Origin of the sequence: Kiloniella sp. (genome assembly GCF_048259265.1) — a bacterium.
GTDB lineage: Bacteria > Pseudomonadota > Alphaproteobacteria > Kiloniellales > Kiloniellaceae > Kiloniella.
Map to the genome: position 1 here is coordinate 268,054 of NZ_JBLXHT010000002.1, position 19,964 is coordinate 288,017.

The 19,964-nt window shown below is 43.7% G+C and carries 21 protein-coding genes; 17 read left to right on the top strand and 4 right to left on the bottom strand.

Translation table 11 applies throughout. The features are described 5' to 3' along the window. Nucleotides 1–133 precede the first annotated feature (133 nt). The 17 genes from rpsB to ACN0QW_RS04520 all read left to right on the top strand — a co-directional run bounded on the left by rpsB (nt 134) and on the right by ACN0QW_RS04520 (nt 16,099). A complete protein-coding gene (gene rpsB, locus ACN0QW_RS04440; protein WP_417429119.1) occupies nt 134–967 on the top strand; it encodes a 30S ribosomal protein S2 in 834 nt (277 codons plus the stop codon). 96 nt (nt 968–1,063) lie between these two features. Next, on the top strand, nt 1,064–1,990 hold the full coding sequence (gene tsf / locus ACN0QW_RS04445; RefSeq protein ID WP_417429121.1) for a translation elongation factor Ts: 927 nt from the start codon (nt 1,064–1,066) through the stop codon (nt 1,988–1,990). A 177-nt stretch (nt 1,991–2,167) separates the two neighbouring features. Further along, a complete protein-coding gene (gene pyrH, locus ACN0QW_RS04450) occupies nt 2,168–2,884 on the top strand; it encodes a UMP kinase (RefSeq protein ID WP_417429123.1) in 717 nt (238 codons plus the stop codon). Between the two features lie 53 nt (nt 2,885–2,937). Then, nucleotides 2,938–3,459 (top strand): ribosome recycling factor, encoded by a 522-nt coding sequence (gene frr / locus ACN0QW_RS04455; protein ID WP_299376316.1) that lies wholly within the window; start codon nt 2,938–2,940, stop codon nt 3,457–3,459. Nucleotides 3,460–3,485: 26 nt separating this feature from the next. Then, the gene (locus ACN0QW_RS04460) at nt 3,486–4,202 is read left to right on the top strand and encodes an isoprenyl transferase (protein WP_417429125.1); all 717 of its coding nucleotides are present in this window, start codon (nt 3,486–3,488) and stop codon (nt 4,200–4,202) included. Further along, nucleotides 4,165–4,989 carry a phosphatidate cytidylyltransferase gene (locus ACN0QW_RS04465; protein ID WP_417429127.1) on the top strand — a complete coding sequence of 275 codons (825 nt, stop codon included), beginning with the start codon at nt 4,165–4,167 and terminating at the stop codon, nt 4,987–4,989. The genes ACN0QW_RS04460 and ACN0QW_RS04465 overlap by 38 nt, the downstream gene beginning before the upstream one ends. An 80-nt stretch (nt 4,990–5,069) precedes the next feature. Beyond that, on the top strand, nt 5,070–6,191 hold the full coding sequence (locus ACN0QW_RS04470; protein ID WP_417429660.1) for a 1-deoxy-D-xylulose-5-phosphate reductoisomerase: 1,122 nt from the start codon (nt 5,070–5,072) through the stop codon (nt 6,189–6,191). A 113-nt stretch (nt 6,192–6,304) separates the two neighbouring features. Beyond that, the gene (rseP, locus tag ACN0QW_RS04475; RefSeq protein WP_417429129.1) at nt 6,305–7,393 is read left to right on the top strand and encodes an RIP metalloprotease RseP; all 1,089 of its coding nucleotides are present in this window, start codon (nt 6,305–6,307) and stop codon (nt 7,391–7,393) included. A 55-nt stretch (nt 7,394–7,448) separates the two neighbouring features. Further along, nucleotides 7,449–9,737 carry an outer membrane protein assembly factor BamA gene (gene bamA, locus ACN0QW_RS04480; RefSeq protein WP_417429131.1) on the top strand — a complete coding sequence of 763 codons (2,289 nt, stop codon included), beginning with the start codon at nt 7,449–7,451 and terminating at the stop codon, nt 9,735–9,737. Nucleotides 9,738–9,749: 12 nt separating this feature from the next. Next, nucleotides 9,750–10,295, top strand: a complete 546-nt coding sequence (locus tag ACN0QW_RS04485; protein ID WP_417429133.1) for an OmpH family outer membrane protein — start codon at nt 9,750–9,752, stop codon at nt 10,293–10,295. A gap of 19 nt (nt 10,296–10,314) precedes the next feature. Further along, complete coding sequence (gene lpxD, locus ACN0QW_RS04490) at nt 10,315–11,343, top strand: UDP-3-O-(3-hydroxymyristoyl)glucosamine N-acyltransferase (RefSeq protein ID WP_417429135.1); 1,029 nt, start codon at nt 10,315–10,317, stop codon at nt 11,341–11,343. Continuing rightward, complete coding sequence (gene fabZ, locus ACN0QW_RS04495) at nt 11,344–11,814, top strand: 3-hydroxyacyl-ACP dehydratase FabZ (RefSeq protein ID WP_085900269.1); 471 nt, start codon at nt 11,344–11,346, stop codon at nt 11,812–11,814. Continuing rightward, entirely contained in the window at nt 11,811–12,599 is a 789-nt protein-coding gene (lpxA, locus tag ACN0QW_RS04500; protein WP_417429662.1) for an acyl-ACP--UDP-N-acetylglucosamine O-acyltransferase, read from the top strand. The genes fabZ and lpxA overlap by 4 nt, the downstream gene beginning before the upstream one ends. Beyond that, complete coding sequence (locus ACN0QW_RS04505) at nt 12,600–13,427, top strand: LpxI family protein (protein ID WP_299376267.1); 828 nt, start codon at nt 12,600–12,602, stop codon at nt 13,425–13,427. Further along, nucleotides 13,420–14,598, top strand: coding sequence for a lipid-A-disaccharide synthase (gene lpxB, locus ACN0QW_RS04510; protein WP_417429137.1), 1,179 nt, complete (start codon nt 13,420–13,422; stop codon nt 14,596–14,598). Before ACN0QW_RS04505 ends, lpxB begins: the two co-directional genes overlap by 8 nt. Before the next feature lie 37 nt (nt 14,599–14,635). Further along, a complete protein-coding gene (gene gloA, locus ACN0QW_RS04515) occupies nt 14,636–15,040 on the top strand; it encodes a lactoylglutathione lyase (protein WP_299376262.1) in 405 nt (134 codons plus the stop codon). Nucleotides 15,041–15,100: 60 nt separating this feature from the next. Next, nucleotides 15,101–16,099 (top strand): hypothetical protein, encoded by a 999-nt coding sequence (locus tag ACN0QW_RS04520; protein ID WP_417429140.1) that lies wholly within the window; start codon nt 15,101–15,103, stop codon nt 16,097–16,099. A gap of 6 nt (nt 16,100–16,105) precedes the next feature. Here ACN0QW_RS04520 and ACN0QW_RS04525 read toward each other — a convergent pair whose 3' ends face one another. The 4 genes from ACN0QW_RS04525 to ACN0QW_RS04540 form a co-directional block, all read right to left on the bottom strand. Continuing rightward, nucleotides 16,106–16,651 carry a GNAT family N-acetyltransferase gene (locus ACN0QW_RS04525; RefSeq protein WP_417429142.1) on the bottom strand — a complete coding sequence of 182 codons (546 nt, stop codon included), beginning with the start codon at nt 16,649–16,651 and terminating at the stop codon, nt 16,106–16,108. A 57-nt stretch (nt 16,652–16,708) separates the two neighbouring features. Continuing rightward, the gene (locus tag ACN0QW_RS04530; protein WP_417429144.1) at nt 16,709–18,211 is read right to left on the bottom strand and encodes an MATE family efflux transporter; all 1,503 of its coding nucleotides are present in this window, start codon (nt 18,209–18,211) and stop codon (nt 16,709–16,711) included. 114 nt (nt 18,212–18,325) lie between these two features. After that, entirely contained in the window at nt 18,326–19,174 is an 849-nt protein-coding gene (gene sseA / locus ACN0QW_RS04535; protein WP_417429146.1) for a 3-mercaptopyruvate sulfurtransferase, read from the bottom strand. A 33-nt stretch (nt 19,175–19,207) separates the two neighbouring features. Beyond that, the gene (locus ACN0QW_RS04540) at nt 19,208–19,918 is read right to left on the bottom strand and encodes an alanyl-tRNA editing protein (RefSeq protein ID WP_417429148.1); all 711 of its coding nucleotides are present in this window, start codon (nt 19,916–19,918) and stop codon (nt 19,208–19,210) included. Between the last annotated feature and the right edge of the window lie 46 nt (nt 19,919–19,964).

The window sequence follows — 19,964 nt, forward strand, 5'->3', positions numbered from 1 at the left end:
AGTATCACCCGCAACATCACTAAAACAACACGTAGGTCTAACGAGAACAGTTTGTTCGTCGTTTCTGGTGTCTCTATCTTGGATAGCGATTACGGCTTGCGGAAGTTTAACCGGAAGAGAAAAGGTTTATTCTATGGCGCTTCCTACATTTACAATGCGTCAGCTTCTAGAAGCTGGTGTTCACTTCGGTCACACAACTCGTCGTTGGAACCCGAAAATGTCTCAGTACATTTTTGGTGCACGTAACGGCATCCACATTCTTGATCTTGAGCAGAGCGTACCAATGCTCCACAAAGGTCTTGCTTTCACACGTGAAGTTGTTGCCGGTGGCGGTCGCGTTCTGTTCGTTGGAACAAAACGTCAGGCAAGTGAGAAAATGGCTGAAGCAGCAAAACGCTGTGGTCAGTACTATGTTAACCACCGTTGGTTGGGCGGAATGCTCACGAACTGGAAAACAGTTTCTAACTCTATCCGTCGTCTGAAAGAGCTTGATGAGCGTCTTGACAACGATCAGGGTGGCCTGACTAAAAAAGAACTTCTTAATCTTACACGTCAGCGCGATAAGCTAGAGCGCGCTCTTGGTGGAATTAAGGAAATGGGTGGTATTCCTGATGTGATCGTTGTTATCGACACAAACAAGGAACACCTTGCAATTGCTGAAGCAGCGAAACTAAAAATTCCTGTTGTTGGTATCCTTGATTCAAACTCTGATCCTGCTGACATCACGTTCCCAATTCCTGGTAACGATGATGCTATCCGTGCGATCAGCCTTTACTGTGACCTCTTTGCCGATGCGGTTATCGATGGTCTTCAGCAAGAGTTGACTGCTTCTGGTGCAGATATCGGTGCTTCTGAAGAAGCACCTGCCGAGCAGCTACCTGAAGCTGCCGTTGCTGAAGAAGCGCCAGCCGTTGAAGCTGCTTCTGAAGAGAAAGCTCCTGCCGAAGCCGCTGCTGCTGAAGCTTAAGCTGTTCGCAAATGAACGATTGGAACGGCGGCTCGTATGCCGCCGTTCTCGTACTTGTGTCTATGTTGATATTTAATTTCTGAAAAGAGATAGAAAATGGCCCAGATTACTGCTGCTCTGGTTAAAGAACTCCGGGATCAGTCCGGTGCCGGCATGATGGATTGTAAAAAAGCCCTTGCCGAAACTGATGGTAACTTAGAAGGAGCCGTTGATTGGCTTCGTAAAAAAGGCCTTGCTGCCGCTGCTAAAAAAGCAGGTCGTGTCGCTTCAGAAGGTCTTGTTGCTGTTTCTACCGACGGTGCCAAAGGTGCTGTTGTTGAAGTTAACGCAGAAACAGACTTTGTTTCTCGTAACGAACAGTTCCAGTCTTTCGTTAAAGCTGTTGCTCAGCAGGCTCTGACTGTTGGTGGTGATGTTGAGGCACTTGCAAATTCTGATTACCCAGGTGGTGAGGGTACTGTTGCTGACGTGTTGACTAAAAACATCGCAACTATCGGCGAAAACATGAGCCTACGTCGCACTGCTTCTTTGGAGGTTAGTGAAGGTGTTGTTGCTTCTTACATCCACAATCAGACAGCTCCTGGTCTTGGTAAAATTGGTGTGTTGGTTGCTCTTGAATCATCTGGTGATGCGGCTAAGCTTGAAGCTTTCGGTAAGCAGGTTGCAATGCATGTTGCTGCTGCTAACCCGCAGGCGCTTGATCGTGACTCTGTTGACGTTACTGCTCTTGAGCGTGAGAAAGAGGTTCTTTCTGATCAGGCACGTGCTTCTGGTAAACCAGAAGAAATCATCGAGAAAATGCTCGTTGGCCGTCTTCGCAAGTATTACGAAGAAGTATGCTTGCTAGAGCAGGGTTATGTTATCGATGGTGAAAATTCTGTCGGTAAAGCTGTTGAGCTTTTTGCTAAAGAACTTGGTGCTCCTGTAAAGCTAACTGGTTTCGTTCGTTTCCAGCTTGGTGAAGGCATTGAGAAAAAAGAAGAAGACTTTGCTGCTGAAGTTGCTGCGACACTCGGTAACTAAGTAAATCACGAATTTGGCCGCGATCTGTTCTTCCTGTGGGGAGAGAGGTCGGGGCCATTTTTGTATTCAAAATCACTCGCTTCCACTAGGATTGTCTTTTTTCGAGCACATTTTTACGCTAGAAGAGTGTTCGGATAACAGGATGATTTGGTATCGCAGTGGACAAAGGAGATCTCTGTGACAGACGCACCCAAATATAAACGTGTTCTTTTAAAGCTTTCTGGTGAAGCGCTTATGGGGAATGGCCAGTTCGGGCTTGATCCTGAGACAGTAAACCAGATTGCGCTAGATATTAAAGAAGTCGTCGCGATGGGCGTAGAGGTCTGTGTTGTCGTTGGTGGGGGTAATATCTTCCGCGGGCTTTCCGGCGCTGCTGCCGGTATGGAGCGTTCAACTGCTGATTATATGGGCATGCTTGCAACTGTGATGAACTCGCTGGCAATGCAGAATGCTTTGGAACAGGTTGGGGTTGAAACCCGTGTTCAAACCGCTATCCCTATGGATACTGTTGCCGAGCCTTATATTCGTAGACGCGCAGAACGCCATCTGGACAAAGGGCGGGTCGTTATTTTTGGTGCTGGTACGGGTAATCCTTATTTCACGACCGATACGGCTGCTGCTCTGCGCGCCTCGGAAATGGGATGTGAAGTATTGCTGAAAGGTACAAAAGTTGATGGCGTCTACTCTGCTGATCCTGTAAAAGATCCAACTGCAGAACGCTTTGAAAGTCTTTCTTATAAGCGTGTCTTTACGGATGATTTAGGTGTGATGGATCATTCTGCTATTGCACTGACGCGGGAAAATAATATACCGATTATTGTGTTTTCTATCTATGAAACAGGTTCTTTCGCCAAAGCCGTTGGCGGTGAAGGTTGTTTTACTATTATTAAATAAGAAGGGGATAGGCTGTGTCGCAAGATGCCCTCATTAAAGATTTATCACGTCGTATGGATGGTGCGCTTGAATCACTGAATAAGGAATTTACCGGGTTACGGACAGGACGTGCATCTATTGCGCTACTTGATCCTATCATGGTTGATGCCTATGGCGCCTCTATGCCTCTTACTCAGGTTGGAACCGTGACCGTGCCCGAATCTCGGATGCTTGCGGTTCAGGTGTGGGACAAATCAATGGTTGGTGCTGTTGAAAAGGCGATTAGAGAATCTGGACTTGGTTTAAATCCATCCCCAGATGGCCAATTGGTTCGTGTTCCTATTCCACCGCTTTCCGAAGAACGTCGTAAAGAGCTGACTAAAATTGCTGGTAAGTATTCTGAGCAAGGCAAAGTTGCTGTTCGTAATGTTCGCCGTGATGGTATGGAAGCCCTGAAGAAGATGGAAAAAGACGGTGAAATCTCTCAGGATGAAATGCATAGCTGGGGCGATGAAATTCAGAAAATAACAGATGCTCATATCAAGAAGATTGATGACGCAACTGCGCAAAAAGAAGAGGAAATCATGCAGGTTTAAGACTGCATGATTGTTCTGATTTAGCGATGACCACAGGAATACCAAAGCATATTGCCGTCATAATGGATGGGAATGGTCGGTGGGCAAATGCGAGACATTTGCCCCGGGCATTTGGGCATCGTAAAGGTGCCGAAGCTTTGCGCGAGTTGCTTAAGTCTGCAATAAAAATTGGTATTCCTTACATGACCTTTTACAGCTTCTCATCAGAGAACTGGAATCGTCCTGAAAGTGAAATCAATGATATTATGGGATTGTTGCGCAGGTATCTACAAAGTGAACTGGCAACATTCCATAAAGCTGGTATTCGTCTAAAGGTCATTGGAGACCGTTCTAAACTTGCAACGGATATTGTTCGTTTGATTGAAGACGCTGAACAACAAACGCGTGATAATACAAAGATGACGGTTGTTATGGCTTTGAGCTATGGCGGTCGACAAGAGATTGTTGAAGCAACTAAAAATATTGCTCTAAAAGTTAAACGTGGCGATCTGAAAAGCGACGAAATAACAGAGTCTTGTTTTGAACAAGAGCTTTATACTTCGGATATTCCGGATCCAGATCTTCTTATACGTACCAGTGGGGAAATGCGTATAAGTAACTTCCTGCTTTGGCAACTTGCCTATAGCGAGATGGTTTTTATTGAAAAATATTGGCCCGACTTTTCTGAACAAGATTTGATTTCGGCTATTGAGGAGTACCAAAAACGTGAGCGACGTTATGGATCCGCAGCCGAAACAGCCTAAAAAGAGCGACCTTTTAATTCGGTCGCTTTCTTCAATTGTTCTTGGTCCGCCAGTTCTTGCCGCTGTTTATTTCGGCTCACCTTATAGCGATGGATTGATTGTTCTCTGCGCACTCATTCTTTCTTGGGAATGGGCAATGTTGACAGGACGTCGTCACATCAAAGTTCCTGGGTGGTTGCTTGTCGCCAGTGTAACAACGTTACTGGTGTTGGGGGCATTGGGGTTTGAAGAGCTTTTCATTCCAGTGTTGTTACTATGCACTGTTCTAATTTTTGCCTATACAAAGTTTATTGAACGGGATTTTCCTCAGGCTTTTTGGTTAACTTTAGGGTTGGGATACGTTTCTGTTACAACCTATTCCTTATTGTGGCTTCGCAATGGCTCTGATAATGGATTTGAAATTGTTCTTTGGATATTGCTGGTTGTTTGGTCTACAGATATCGGGGCTTATTTTTCAGGAAAATCGATCGGCGGCCCAAAGATAGCGCCAAGTATTAGTCCGAAGAAAACGTGGGCGGGTTTAATTGGCGGGATGATTGCTGCCGCTGCCATCAGTTTTGGTTTTGCTATCGCGACAGAGCTTTTCAACCCGATCCTTCAGGGTTTTTTCGGGGCTGGCTTGGCTGTTGTTTCTCAAATGGGTGATTTTTTTGAGTCGCACATTAAGCGTAAATTCGATGCCAAAGATTCCAGTAATCTTATCCCCGGTCATGGTGGTTTATTTGATCGAGTGGACGGACTTTTGGCTTGTTCTTTATTAGTTTTTCTTATTCATCTTGTGTATTAATACAACCGTATTTATGGACGTACATCAAACTCAAACCGTTGTAAGGTAAAGGTGCTGTAGTGAAGAAATCTATAACTGTCATGGGCTCTACGGGGTCAGTTGGCACCAGCACCGTTGATTTGTTAAAGCGATCCCCAGAATTGTTTGATGTTGAGGCTTTAACCGCAAATAAGAATGTTGATTTGCTCGCACAGCAGGCTATTGAGCTTAATGCCAAAATGGCTGTCGTCGCTGACAAGAAGGCTTACAATGATCTGAAAAATGCCTTATCAGGAAAAAACATCAAAGTTGCTGCGGGTGAAGAAGCTCTGTTGGAAGCAGCTGCACGTCCTGCGGATCAAGTTATGGCTGCTATTGTTGGTTTTGCTGGACTGGCGCCGACTTTAATTGCTATTAAGCGCGGCGCAACCATTCTTCTGGCAAACAAAGAAGCGCTTGTTTGTGCAGGGGATCTAATGGTTGAGGAGGTCCGTAAAAATAACGCAACCCTCCTTCCTGTGGATTCAGAGCATAACGCGATCTTTCAAGTGTTCGATTTTGAGAATAAACTTGGTATCGACCATATTACTTTGACCGCATCCGGCGGGCCATTTCGATGTTTTTCAAAGCAGGAAATGGAGACTGTTACGCCTCAACAAGCACTTGCTCATCCCAATTGGGATATGGGGGCGAAGATTTCGATTGATTCTGCGACAATGATGAACAAAGGGCTAGAGCTAATCGAGGCGGCCTATTTGTTTGGCCTGTCTGAGAAGCAGATAAAGGTTTTAATTCATCCGCAATCAATTATTCATTCAACCGTGAGCTATATTGATGGGTCCGTACTTGCTCAGTTGGGGGACCCTGATATGAGAACCCCCATAGCTTGTGCACTTGCTTGGCCTGAAAGAATGAAAACCCCTGTTAAGCAACTTGATTTAGCGGAAATTTCCAAACTGACTTTTGAAACACCGGATCACGATAAATTTCCTGCCCTCGAAATTGCCAGAGAAGCCCTTCGGAATCATAAAACGATTGTGTTTAATGCTGCGAACGAGATTGCGGTCGAAGCATTTTTACAGAAAAGGATGTCCTTTTTGGGAATATCTGAACTTGTCGAAAAAGCAGTTTGTATTTTTGATGGGATAGACATTAATTCGCTTGAAACGGTGAAAATGGTGGACGTGGAAGTTCGGAATTGGAGCAGGGCACAAATAAATTGAAGTTTTAACTTATTTGTTCTGCAAAAAAGCTTTTGAATAGGGGAGCAAAGGGCTAATATGCCGTCCTTCTTGAGTAATATGATTATAATAACAATGGTTATAAGATTTATCTAATGGGATTTATTACACCACTTCTCGCATTTTTAGTGCTTCTAACCATTCTGGTTTTCTTTCATGAACTCGGACATTACTGGGTCGCGCGAAAGAATGGTGTAAAGGTTGATGTTTTTTCCGTTGGCTTTGGTCCTGAGTTATTTGGGTTTTACGATAAGAATCAAACGCGCTGGAAATTCAGCATTATTCCGCTGGGCGGTTATGTGAAGATGTTTGGAGATGCAGATGTTAGCAGCTCAACATCGGCTGAAAATTCAGACTTATCCCCGGAAGAACTTGCAACAACTTTCAAAGGGAAATCATTAGGTCAGCGCGCTGCTATTGTCGCTGCTGGACCGATTGCTAACTTTATTCTGGCTATTGTTCTTTTAACTGGACTGTACAGTTTCGTCGGACAGCCTTATTCAGCTGCTATTGTTACCCAAATTATGGAGAACAGTGCGGCAGAGGCTGCCGGTTTTCAAACGAATGACAAGATTATAGAAGCTGCTGGTACAGAAATAGATCGTTTTGAGCAACTTCAACGTCTTGTGCAATTAGGGTCCGGAGATCCGATTGATGTTGTTGTCGAGAGAGATAGTGAACTAGTTTATCTGACTGTTCAGCCAAAGGTTGATCTTTATACAGATCATAATGGCCGTAAAGCCAAACGATGGTTAATTGGTATCCAGAGCGACCAATCATCGGTAAAAACGCATGGCTTTATATCTGCAGTTAGCGCAGCTGTCGTTGAGACTTATGACGTCTCTATCGGCACCTTCAAAGCTATTGGACAAATGTTTACTGGGCACCGTTCTGTGGAGGAACTTGGTGGACCTATTCAAATAGCCAAGATGTCTGGTATGGCTGCCGAAGCTGGGTTAGAGTATTATATTGGTTTGATGGCAATGCTGTCTATCAATCTGGGGCTTTTAAATCTATTGCCTGTCCCTATGCTTGATGGTGGGCATTTGCTTTTTTATATGATTGAGGCCGTTTCTGGTAAGCCGTTAAATGAACGAGCTCAAGAATATTGTTTCAGAATTGGACTGGCTCTGGTATTGAGCTTAATGTTATTTGTGACCTGGAACGATTTATGGATTATATAAATCGTTCTAAATCTGCTTGTGAAATCAAGTTCATGCGGGTTACCCGGGGGTAAATGTGTTTCGTAAGACGCTTTTTTCGCTATTAATTGGGGGGCTATTTCTAGTTTTAGAAGCTGGAAATAGTCAGAAAGTTTTTGCTCAGGCTCTTATGTCTGGCGGTACCATTGACAATATTGTTGTCGAGGGAACACAACGAATTGAGCCTGAATCCGTTCGCTCCTATATGGAAGTGAACCCAGGTGATACCTTTGACCCCGTTCTTTTGAATCGATCCTTGAAAAGTATCTTTGCAACAGGTCTTTTCGCGGATGTTTCTTTGAAGCGTCAGGGTGGTGATCTGATTGTTGTTGTTGTCGAAAATCCGATTATTAACAGAATTGCCTTTGAAGGTAATCAACGTCTTGATGATGAGATCCTTTCTGCAGAAACAACCTTGAGAGAAAGAGTTGTTTTTACCCGTACAAAAGCACAAGCCGATGCGCAAAAAATATTAGAACTTTACCGCCGCTCAGGACGCTTTGCTGCTACGGTTGAACCAAAAGTTATACAGTTACCGCAGAACAGAGTTGATTTGGTATTTGAGGTTGCCGAAGGTGACCGAAGCTATGTTACGACGGTTAATTTTATCGGAAACAGAGAGTTTTCTGATGGAAAATTGCAAGGCATTGTCTCTACATCTGAAACTGTTTTTTGGAACTTTCTGACGGATAGCGATACTTACGACCCCGATCGTTTGACCTTTGATAGAGAATTGTTGAGACGGTTTTATCTGAAAGAAGGCTATGCCGACTTTGAGGTTCAGTCAGTCATTGCTGAGTTAACATCGAACAGAGAGTCTTTTGTCGTTACCTTCACGATTAATGAAGGCGAACGTTATAAGTTCGGAGTTATTGATGTTGAGAGTGGGTTAAAGGATTTTGATCCTGCAACAGTTGAAGACCAAATTCTTCCGGAAGAAAATGAATGGTATAATGCAGATCTTATCGATAAGACCGTTGATAACCTCACCGATGCAGTCGGGGATTTGGGGTATGCTTTTGTCGATGTGAGACCTTTGCCGGAAAAAGATACTGAAAATAAAGTCATCGACCTTGTCTTTAGTATTTCTGAAGGCTCGAAAGTATATGTCGAACGTATCGATATCGAAGGAAACAGCCGTACGCTTGATAAGGTAATTCGTAGAGAGTTCCGCCTTGTAGAAGGGGACGCTTTTAATAGCTCGAAACTTAGAAGGTCTAGATCTCGGATACAAAGGCTTGGTTTCTTCCAGTCTGTGGAAGTAAATAATGAGCCTGGTAGCACGCCAGATCGAACGGTTATTAAAGTTGATGTCGAAGAACAATCAACCGGTGAATTGACTTTTGGTGCTGGTTTCTCATCTTCCTCTGGCCCGCTTGGATCTATTGGTATTCGGGAACGAAACCTCTTAGGAAAAGGACAGGATTTAAGATTTAATATTGCCTTGGCAGGATCTGGTTCTGAAGCCGATATCAGTTTTACAGAACCTTATTTCTTGGATAAAGAAATTGCAGCGGGCTTTGATATATTCAGGATTACCCGGGAAGAAGACAGTCTTGCTTTCGACGAAAAGAAGACAGGGGCTGCGCTTCGTATTGGTTATGATTTGTCTGAAGAATTACGCCAGGTCTTGCGGTATCGTTTTGAGCATATTGAGATTGAGAATATTGATTCTGATGCTGCTCAACTTGTTAAAGAGCAAGAAGGTACTTCGATTAAATCAGCTGTATCTTCAACTTTGACCTATGACAAACTAGACTCTCGGATTTCGCCGACAGATGGTTATCTTCTTACCTTTGAAAATGAGCTTGCAGGCCTTGGTGGTGATGTACAGCACTTGAAGGTCACATTAGGTGGAACCAACTATTATTCATTCTCAGAAGATTTGATTTTAAAATCTCGTGCAGAGGTTGGTAATATTATCGGCTTAGACGAAGATACGCGTATCGTTGATAGGTTCTTCCTTGGTGGTGATAAACTTCGTGGCTTTAAATCTGGTGGCGTTGGGCCTCGAGATAAAGGCAGTGATGATGCCCTTGGTGGGAAACATTTCTATAACGGTAGTGTTGAGTTAACTTTCCCGCTTGGCTTACCTGAAGAATTTGGTGTCAAGGGGCGTGTTTTCTCTGACTTTGGGGCAACATGGAACATTGATGGCAATGATTCAGGTGTTGATGACTCTTCAAACCCGAGGGTTAGCTTTGGTACTGGCCTGACGTGGTCTTCACCTTTTGGGCCCTTGGCAATGGATCTTGGTTTTGCCGCATTAAAAGAAGATTATGACGAAACTGAAATATTTAGCTTTAGCTTTGGGACTAGTTTTTAAGTAATGATTTATATGAAAAAAATTGCCACTCTTTTTGTTGTTGTCGCTGTCTTTGGTGGAATATTTGCGGTGAAATCTGGTGCGACTGCCCAAGATTTAGCTCTTAAAATTGCGGTTGTTGATACTAAAAAAGTATTTCAATCTTCAAAGGCGATGCAGCAAGTTAATCAAACTGTTGTGGGACGCAAGAATCAGTTCCAACAAGAGTTTCGTCAAAAAGAACAAGGTTTATTGAGCAAACATCAGGAGTTGGTTAGGCAAAAATCTATTCTTGCGCCTGAAGTATTTGCACAACAGAAAGCCGATTTGGATAAGCAAGCTGCAATGATTCGTAGTGAAGCTAAAGAACGGAACAAGAGCCTTACTCAATTAAGAAACTCTGGATTGAATGAAATCAAAAAACACCTTGATGTCGTTATTAATCAGATCGTCGATGCAAGAAAATTAGATTTGATTTTGGCAAAGACGTCTTTAGTTTATTCCCAGAGTAGCCTTGATGTAACAGATGAAGTTATCCAAAAGCTGAATGCTTCGTTACCTGCGTTGACATTAAAATAGTATTTGAGCACCTGATATCATGGCTGATTCTCGGTTTTTTCATAATGCGGGTCCTTTTTCTCTACAAGAACTCTGCGACTATGTCGGGGGGGAGCTTTCTGAAGGTTCAGACCCGAATTTTCTCGTTACAGACGTCGGAGCTTTAGAGGACGCGGGTAAAACAGAAATTAGTTTTTTGGATAACAAGAAATACGTTTCTGCCTTGGCTGATACGTCAGCAGGTGTTTGCATTCTGGAAAAAAAGTTTGCGGGAAAAACTCCGACGGGAACATCGCTGATACTGACTGATAAGCCGTATAAATCGTATGCTCTGATTGCCCAGAAATTTTATTCCGATAATAAAGTTGTATCTGGTTCTATTCATTCGACAGCCGTCATCGCAAAGACAGCTTCTGTAGGCGATAACTGTGTTATTTCTGCTGGTGTGGCTATTGGAGAAAATGTCGAGATTAAAAGTGGGTGTTATCTCGCACCTAACGTCGTTATCCACGACGGTTGCAAAATTGGCGAAAATACGAGTGTTGGCGCAAATGCGACTGTTGAATATGCTTTTATCGGGAACAATTGTCAGATTCATTCTGGGGTCCGTATAGGCAACCGTGGATTTGGGTTTGCAATGGAACCTGATGGGTATGTTGATGTTCCTCAATTAGGGCGGGTTATTGTCGGTAATAATGTAGAGATTGGTGCGAACTCTACGATTGATAGAGGCGCCGGTCCTGATACTATTATTGGTGATGGGACAAAAATCGATAACCTTGTACAAATTGGCCACAACGTTCAAATGGGTAAGCAGTGCGTAGTTGTTGCTCAGTCGGGCATTGCTGGTAGTAGTGTTCTTGGTGATTATGTGGTGATGGGGGCGCAATCGGGTGTTAGCGGCCATATTACGATGGGAACAGGTGTTCAAATTGCCGGACGTGCTGCTGTTATCAAAGATGTAGAAGCTGGACAGACCGTTGCCGGTACTCCTGCTATGCCGATTAAAGATTTTTTCCGTTTGGTTGCAATGTGGAAAAAACAGTTGAATACGAAGAAAGGTAGTTAAATGAGTGAAGAAGCTGTAACAACGGGAGAGGGACGCTCTGTAGGCATCCTTGAAATCAAGGAAATGATTCCCCATCGTTACCCTTTCCTACTCATTGATCGTGTTGATAATATTATCAAAGACGAAGGTGCTGTAGGCCTAAAGAATGTAACTATTAATGAGCCTTTCTTCGAGGGACATTTCCCTAGACAACCGATTATGCCCGGGGTCTTGATAGTTGAAGCCATGGCGCAAACGGCGGCAGTACTTGTTGTTGAGACCCTAGATGGCGAAGCAGCGGGTAAATTGGTCTATTTCATGACGGTTGACGAAGCCCGTTTCCGTAAGCCAGTTACACCTGGGGACCAACTAAAAATTCATGTTACGAAAACACGTAGCCGTGGCGCTGTTTGGAAGTTTGAGGGTAAAGCAATGGTTGATGGAAAGCTTGTCGCCGAAGCCAAATTTGCCGCAATGATTATGGACGACTGATTGTGACTATTCATTCCACCGCGATCATTGAAGATGGTGCGACAGTTCATGAAACAGCTGAAATCGGACCTTATTGTATTGTTGGTTCAAACGTAAAACTGGATGCAAATGTTGTTTTACATAGCCATGTTGTTATTGCAGGAAATACTTCTATCGGCGAGGGAACCGTTATTTTCCCGTTTGCTTCGATTGGGCATCAACCACAAGATTTAAAGTTTGATGGTGAAAAGTCAGAGCTTGTTATTGGCAAGAATAATCGTATTCGTGAACACGTAACAATTAACCCCGGAACAACGGGTGGCGGACTAGTTACGAGAGTAGGTGATAACTGCCTTCTGATGATGTCTGCTCACATAGCCCATGATTGTATTCTTGGTAATAATGTTATTCTTGTGAATAACGCGACATTGGGCGGTCATGTTGAAGTTGATGATTATGCCATAATCGGCGGACTTTCAGCTGTACATCAGTTCGTTCGGATTGGACGTAATGCCATGATTGGCGGGATGTCTGGTGTTGAAAATGATGTCATTCCCTTTGGTATGGTTATGGGGGAACGCGCAAGATTGAGCGGGCTTAATCTTGTTGGCATGAAACGCCATGGTGTGCCACGTGATGATATTTCCAGCTTACAATCCGTTTTCAAAATGCTTTTCTCTGATGAAGGAACGCTTTCTGAACGCCTTGAAAACGCGAAGAAAACCTATTCTGATAATCCTACTGCGAAAGAAGTTCTGGACTTTATTGGCACAGACTCTTCGCGTGCTATTTGCCAACCGAAATAAATGTCCGGCAAGCTTGGAATTTTAGCCGGGGGAGGAGAACTTCCCCGGCGTTTGATTAAATTATGCCAAGAGACCGGACGAGATTTCTTTGTCGTTGCCTTTAAAGGGCAAACAGATAACGAAACAATCACGGGCATAAATCACTTTTGGTCGAGATTGGGCGCTGCGGGTGAAATCCTCTCTACATTAAGAAAAGAACAAGTAACAGATCTAGTCATGATTGGGCCTGTCAAAAGACCCTCAATGGCAGAGCTTCGTCCTGACTGGCGTGCCTTGCAATTCTTTGCAAAGATAGGCGCAAAGAGCCTTGGGGATGATGGGTTGCTAAAATCGGTTGTTTCTGCCCTCGAAGCTGAAGGTTTTAACCTTATTGGGGTCGATGATATTTTGCATGATCTTTTAGCAACTAAAGAGACTTATGGGAAACATACCCCTGACGATCAAGCTTACGCAGATATCAAGCGCGGCGTTGAAGTTGGTCGCTTGATGGGCTTAGCTGATGTTGGACAGTCGGTTGTCGTACAACAAGGACTTGTCCTTGGGGTGGAAGCTATTGAGGGCACTGATGCACTTATCGATCGTTGTGCCGACCTGAAACGTGACGCTGCTGGTGGTGTTTTGGTTAAGCTAAAAAAACCACAGCAGGAACGACGAGCTGATTTACCAACGATTGGCGTGGAAACTGTAAAAAGAGCCGTTAAAGCTGGACTAAGGGGGATAGCGATTGAAGCTGGTGGTGCCTTGGTTGTTGACCGAGATGCTGTCGTTCAACTTGCCAATGAGGCAGGGCTCTTTCTTATAGGAATTGAACCTGCTGATTATGACTGAGCCCAAAAACAACGTTCCTTTACTTTATATCATCGCCGGTGAACCTTCGGGTGATCAGCTGGGCGCACGCCTCATGGCCGCATTAAAGGACGAAACGCAGGGTAACATAAGATTTATGGGTATTGGTGGTGAACGTATGGCCGCTGAAGGCTTGGAAAGCCTTTTTCCTATTACAGAGATATCTGTTATGGGGTTGGCCGAAGTGTTGCCCCACATCCCCAATATCTTAAGACGTATAAAACAAACCAAAGAACATGTTCTCGAAACAAAACCATCAGCCCTTATCACAATTGATGCGCCGGGCTTTAGCTTAAAAGTAAGCAAGGGCCTTAAAGAGACATCGATACCTCTTATTCATTATGTCGCGCCGTCGGTATGGGCATGGAAGCCTAAACGAGCTGAGAAGATTTCAAAATATCTTGATCATTTGCTGACTCTCCTTCCTTTTGAGCCTCCGTATTTTGAGAAGCATGGCTTGGCGACAACGTTTGTCGGTCATCCTGTTCTTGAAGGTGAGCTGATGGCTGTGTTGGATAGAGTTGGAATCTGTAAAGAGCTTTCACTTGATGCTACGGCCCCAATCCTTACTGTATTACCCGGTAGCCGCCGGGGTGAAGTTGCAAGGCTTGGGCCTGTCTTTAAAGAGGCTGTTGCGGAATTGGTGAAAACCCTACCGAATTTACAGTGTGTTATTCCCACAGTGAAAAATGTTCGTTCTGCTATTGATGATTTAGCCGATAATTGGCCAACACCTGTTCGTGTTATCGAAGGCGTAACGGGCAAACATAAAGCATTTAAATGTTCAGATGTTGCTTTGGCTGCTTCGGGGACGGTTGCTTTGGAGCTGGCAGTCGACCATGTTCCAACAGTCGTTGCTTACAAAGTGTCTCCGGTTACGGCTTTTCTGGCAAAATTTCTTGTGAAGATAAAATACGCAAGTCTTGCCAATATTCTGTTGGACCGGGAAGTTCAACCAGAATTAATACAGGAAAAGTGCAATGCTCCTGATCTGGTAAAGCAGATCTCTTCTCTCTTTCACAATAAAGAAAAAAGAGAAGAACAGATCAATGGCTATCGAGAGGCGATTGTGAAGTTAAAAGCCGGGGACGATATGCCGAGTACAAAAGCTGCAAAGACAATTTTATCCGTTATTGCGGAAGCTAAGCATTAATTTTTTACCAAAATACTTGTATATCTAAGGAAAAAATATGTCAGAAAATACCTCCTTTCGGTTTTTACATACGATGATCAGAGTTTTGGATCTTGAAAAATCTATTGATTTTTACTCTCGTCATCTTGGTATGAAGCTTCTGCGAAAAAACGATTACCCTTCCGGAAAGTTTACCTTAGCCTTTCTGGGGTATGGTGATGAAGACAATAATACTGTTATTGAACTCACCCATAATTGGGATCAAACTGATGCCTACGATCTTGGGAACGGATTTGGTCATTTAGCGCTCGGTGTGCCTGACATATACAAAACCTGTGAGTTACTTGAAAAAGAAGGTGTCAATATTCCTCGAAAGCCTGGTCCGATGGCACACGGCTCTACTGTAATTGCTTTTATTGAAGACCCAGACGGCTATAAAATCGAACTTATCGAGAAAAAATAAGTTTGTGATATATTGGGTGTTATTTATTGAACTATTTATGAGTTGCTGAACGCTGATTTCATGAAACAAAATATTACCCAATATATCTGGTATCCTTTACTTGTCGTTATTGGGTACATTGGCCTCTTCAGTTATTCAAATGCAGGTGAAGTTCGCGACAGGGTCGAGGACCGGGGATATCTTCGGTGTGGCGTTGTCAAAACGACTTTTCTTTCCAAATCACCAATAGATGATATGGGGAGAGAGCTGTGTCGCGGTCTTGCATTAGCTCTGTTTCCAGATCCAAGTGCTGTAAAATTAATTACGTTGAACGAAAGCAATGCTGGCCGAAACCTGGCTGAAGGAAAAGTTGATGTTATTGCATTGGCAGATAGTCGGCGCTTATCGCATCAGGAGCATCATCAAAACATAGCAACGCTTTTCCTCAATAATCTTGATGTTGCTATTCTATTCAAAGGCTATCGAGTTGATGATCTCAATGGCAAGAAAATTTGCTCACTTGAATGGATTGATAAAACGAGCCTAGCGATATTCAGTCAAAAACATCAGGTTAGCTTTGGGGTTGTGAGTTATAAGTCTGAAGGCGAACTATTTAAAGCTGTGAAAAGTCATGGATGCAGAGCCGTGGCACTGCCTAGGGTCGAGCAATCTATTTTTTTACAAAAAATATCCGGGATCTTTCCTGATCCGTTCGTTTTGAGTTCTTCGTCTTCAAATAATAGCTTAGGGATGATTGTTTCATCTCGAGATGAGGACTGGAAAACTATCGTGCAATTTTATGCACATACATTATTGGAAAGCGAGCGTTGGGATATAAATTCTCAAAATGTTGATTATATAGCTTCAACAACGATCAATCCCGAAATTCAAAAGTTACTGGGTGTCAAAGGTTCCCTTGGGACAGAACTCGGACTTGATACAAATTGGTCTTATCGGGTTTTACAGAGATACGGTAACTACCAGGAAATCTATGAACGTCATTTTGTTAATGGCACTATAACACTCGAAAGAGGGCCAAACAAATTGGTAGCTAATGGCGGGTTTTTGGTTATTAACTGAATGCCTTTATTGTGCTGTGTCGTTAAATTTTGGGTCATCAATTATTTTGATGTTTCTATCGTAGATATTAAATCCATGCTTCTGATATACGCTGAGTGCTCTGGGGTGATCAAGGCTACAGGTATTGACTGTTAAACGTTTAGGTTCGTATGACCAGACAATATCAATGACTGATGACAATAGATAGGGACCAAGTTTTTGGCCAATAAAGTCGGGTATTAGCCCCATGTAGGCGAGGTCAATCTCTTTGGGGGTGCGTCTATCAAGTTCCGCATATCCTGCGGGAACACCGTCATAATAAAGAACGTAGATCTCTACATTTTCATCCTGAATTATTTGCAATAATTCATCGTCAGACAGCGTACGTCTTTCCCACCATAACCAAGGTTCCCCTATCGTGTTGTACAGGTAACGATAAAAGGACAGAGTTGGTTTATAAGCACGGATAAGGGATGTTTTTTCCCCTTGTGGTGAATGCAAATTTAGATTGTGAGGTCTTTCTAACATTTCGAGAAAAGAGATTGTTACTTCAATTTGAGGAGCGGTGGTCATGCTCTTAATCTTTCTCTTGATCAATTCTCTAGGTTGTTTTGGCAGAATTGCTAAAAGTTAGTCACCGTTATTTTTATCACGCTGGTCCGCATTCCACCTTTCTTCCATGAATCTCTGCCAACCGAACTGAGGTAATATAGCAGGTAACCATGCCCCGAAATAACGTGTTCTGTCATCTTGTTTGTTTGGATTTTTAATTGGAGAACTCACTATTTTATAGGCCACGATAATCGTGATGAAGCCAAAAAGTACAGATCCGATAGCCTGTCCCGCGACAATACCTTTTGCTCCGGCCCATTCACCACCAAGCCAAATAAAAGGAACTGTACCTACTGTTGCTTTCGCCCAGTTGGCAAATGTCGACCATGTTGCTCTATTCATGTTGTTAAAGGCTGCATTTGCTATGAACTGGGCGCCGCTAAAGATAAAACTCCACGAGGTAAAAACACAGAAGAAGACAACAAGTTCTGCGCTGAGGCCAGAGGCATTAAAGATTGTTGCGATTGTATCTGCAAAAAGTGTCATTATGAGTGATGTTACACAAACGACGACAAATATAACCAGAAGCGAGCTGTTAAGTGCTGATTTAACACGTTGGGTTTGAACGGCACCAATATTTTGACCAACAATCGGACCAATGGCGGCTGACAAGGCAAAAACGGCGCCAAAAGCAAAGGGCGTTATACGTCCGATGATCGCCAAGCCGGCAACCGCATCGGCACCAAATTCTGCAACAGATGTTGTGACATAAGAATTGGCAAAAGGGGTCGCCAAGCTAGTTAGAGCTGCTGGAACTGCTATCTTCGAAATTGAAGAGATATCGCGATTTAATCCGCCCTGAAACTTGAACACAGATAAACCCAGCTGGCGTGCAAGTACCCATGCGGCTACGATTGCCATGGTCAAGCGGGCAACCAAGGTTGCATAGGCCGCACCTTCGATATGAAAATCCAGCGTAAAAATGAAGAGTGGATCAAGTATGATATTAACTAGGCCAGCCAGCACCGTTGATATCATGGATGCCTTAGCTGCTCCCACAGCACGTAGTACTGCTCCCATCGACATACCAATGGAAATGATCGGCAAAGATATCACTGTGATCTTCATATACTTTACTGCGAATTCCAGTGTTTTCCCTTCGGCTCCAACGAGGGATAAAAGCTGTTCGGTATAGAGATAAACGGGAACTGCAATTAAGGACATCATAACGAAAGAGGTGAGCAGGCCGTTAAAGATAACTCTTTTTGCTTGGTCACCCTGACCAGCCCCGATAACTCTGGCGACGACAGCTGCTAATCCTATCGACAGTCCAATACTTATTGAGAAAATGAAGAATGTAATCGCACCGGAAAACCCAATTGCAGCCGCCAGAGATTCTTCCCCCAGCAGACTGATAAAATACATATCAACCAGTTCAACAAAAAAGATCGACATCAAACCGACAGAGGTGGTTGCCGTCATATTGATCACATGCCGAAGAATGCTTCCTGTTACAAAGCGGGCATTAATCGTTTGTTGTTTTTCAGAACCGGATTGTTTTTTTTCGGTGATTGGTTTCATCTTATAGTTTTATTCTAATACTGATTTTATAGTCCAGCTCTTGGCGTACTCAAATTAATGGTACGGAAGCTCTAAAAACAACAATAAGCAATAGGTATCTCAATAATTAATGAGTTATTCGGTTACAACAGGTGTGTTACCTTCCTGTCCCCATTCGGACCAAGATCCATCGTATAACGATGTTTTTTTATGTCCCGTCAGCTCTAAGCCAAGGCTCAATACCGCCGCAGTAACGCCGGAGCCACAAGATGTAACGACAGGCTTGCTGTAATCAATTCCTGCTTCCTCAAATGCGCTTTTAATTTCTTGAGTTTCTTTTAAGGTGCCGTCTTCTTTAAAGAGATTTGTGAAGGGAAGATTGTACGAATCAGGAATATGGCCCGAGCGAATACCCGCGCGCGGTTCAGGCACTTCCCCTTTAAACCGTCCACTTGCTCTTGCATCTAGAACCTGTTCTTTTCCGGTTTCAATATTGCGAAGAAGTTGTTCTTTGTCGCGAATAAGAAAACTGTTGAAACGGGGGGTAAAGTGTCGTTCACCGGGGTGAACGGTGTCATCATCTACGGGACGATGCTCTGATCGCCATTTCGGAAGACCACCGTCCAATACTGCGACATCCTTGTGCCCAAATAGTCGAAACATCCACCAGACACGCGCAGCTGAAAATAGACCACGCTGATCGTACACAACAATTCTATTACCGTCCCCAAGACCTAATTTTCTCACTTTGGATGCGAACTTGATATCGCTTGGGATCATATGGGGGAGGGGATTTTCGTTGTCGGAAATTTCGTCGATATCAAAGAAAACCGCGTTATGAATATGCGCTTCTTCGTATAGAGCGCGTGCATCTTTGTTTTCATTAGGCAGATAATAAGTGCCATCAACAACCCTGACGTCTGGGGCATCTAGATGGTCTGCGAGCCACTGTGTTGATACGACAGAATTAAATTTTTCAGACAAGGTAGTGTCCCCCAAGGCAGTATTTTTTCTGTATTATGATGCAAATGTCAGGCTGATACGGCGGTTCTGTTTGCCTTTGTTTTCAACCTTGCCAATTTTGATTAGGCCAATTTCACCCGTTGATTTTACATGTGTTCCGCCACAGGGTTGCAGGTCAACATCTTTACCAATTTTCACCAAGCGTATTTTGCCTGATCCACGCGGTGGTTTGACGGACATCGTCCGAACCATAGACGGATTGTTATCCAGTTCTTCATCTGAAATCCAGTCCTGCGTTATCGGGTGGTTCTCTGAAATAAGTTGATTGATTTTCTCTTCAAGTGCGGCTTTGTCAATTGCCGTGTCGGGCAAGTTAAAATCCAAGCGACCTTTAACGTCACTGATCTGGCCGCCAGTCACGTCACCGATGACAGAGGCACACAGCAGGTGCAGACAGGAATGGATTTTCATGTGAGCATAACGGCGCTCCCAATCCAAACAGGCAGTTACCTTATCACCAGCTTGTGGAGCATTGGCACCTTCTTCAAGGTGCAATATAACATCTTCGTGATTTGTACCTTTTTTGGCTTCGATAATTTTACTTTTTGTGCCGTCAGAAAGCTCTAACCAACCGCTGTCTCCGGGTTGTCCACCGCCTGTTGGATAAAATAACGTTTGATCCAGGCGGACTTGACCCTTTTCAGAATAGGTTACAGTTGCGTCGCAGGATTTTTGATAAGCATCTTTATAAAACAGTAAGTCCATTGGGTACCTCGAAGGAATTCGGCAGGTTGTCTTTTTTATTTCGCAC

Coding starts and splice junctions, on each gene's coding strand:
- rpsB (WP_417429119.1), top strand. CDS start 134: ATGGCGCTTCCTACATTTACAATGCGTCAGCTTCTAGAAGCTGGTGTT.
- tsf (WP_417429121.1), top strand. CDS start 1,064: ATGGCCCAGATTACTGCTGCTCTGGTTAAAGAACTCCGGGATCAGTCC.
- frr (WP_299376316.1), top strand. CDS start 2,938: ATGGATGGTGCGCTTGAATCACTGAATAAGGAATTTACCGGGTTACGG.
- ACN0QW_RS04460 (WP_417429125.1), top strand. CDS start 3,486: ATGACCACAGGAATACCAAAGCATATTGCCGTCATAATGGATGGGAAT.
- ACN0QW_RS04470 (WP_417429660.1), top strand. CDS start 5,070: ATGGGCTCTACGGGGTCAGTTGGCACCAGCACCGTTGATTTGTTAAAG.
- rseP (WP_417429129.1), top strand. CDS start 6,305: ATGGGATTTATTACACCACTTCTCGCATTTTTAGTGCTTCTAACCATT.
- ACN0QW_RS04485 (WP_417429133.1), top strand. CDS start 9,750: ATGAAAAAAATTGCCACTCTTTTTGTTGTTGTCGCTGTCTTTGGTGGA.
- lpxD (WP_417429135.1), top strand. CDS start 10,315: ATGGCTGATTCTCGGTTTTTTCATAATGCGGGTCCTTTTTCTCTACAA.
- fabZ (WP_085900269.1), top strand. CDS start 11,344: ATGAGTGAAGAAGCTGTAACAACGGGAGAGGGACGCTCTGTAGGCATC.
- ACN0QW_RS04505 (WP_299376267.1), top strand. CDS start 12,600: ATGTCCGGCAAGCTTGGAATTTTAGCCGGGGGAGGAGAACTTCCCCGG.
- lpxB (WP_417429137.1), top strand. CDS start 13,420: ATGACTGAGCCCAAAAACAACGTTCCTTTACTTTATATCATCGCCGGT.
- gloA (WP_299376262.1), top strand. CDS start 14,636: ATGTCAGAAAATACCTCCTTTCGGTTTTTACATACGATGATCAGAGTT.
- ACN0QW_RS04520 (WP_417429140.1), top strand. CDS start 15,101: ATGAAACAAAATATTACCCAATATATCTGGTATCCTTTACTTGTCGTT.
- ACN0QW_RS04525 (WP_417429142.1), bottom strand. CDS start 16,651: ATGACCACCGCTCCTCAAATTGAAGTAACAATCTCTTTTCTCGAAATG.
- ACN0QW_RS04530 (WP_417429144.1), bottom strand. CDS start 18,211: ATGAAACCAATCACCGAAAAAAAACAATCCGGTTCTGAAAAACAACAA.
- ACN0QW_RS04540 (WP_417429148.1), bottom strand. CDS start 19,918: ATGGACTTACTGTTTTATAAAGATGCTTATCAAAAATCCTGCGACGCA.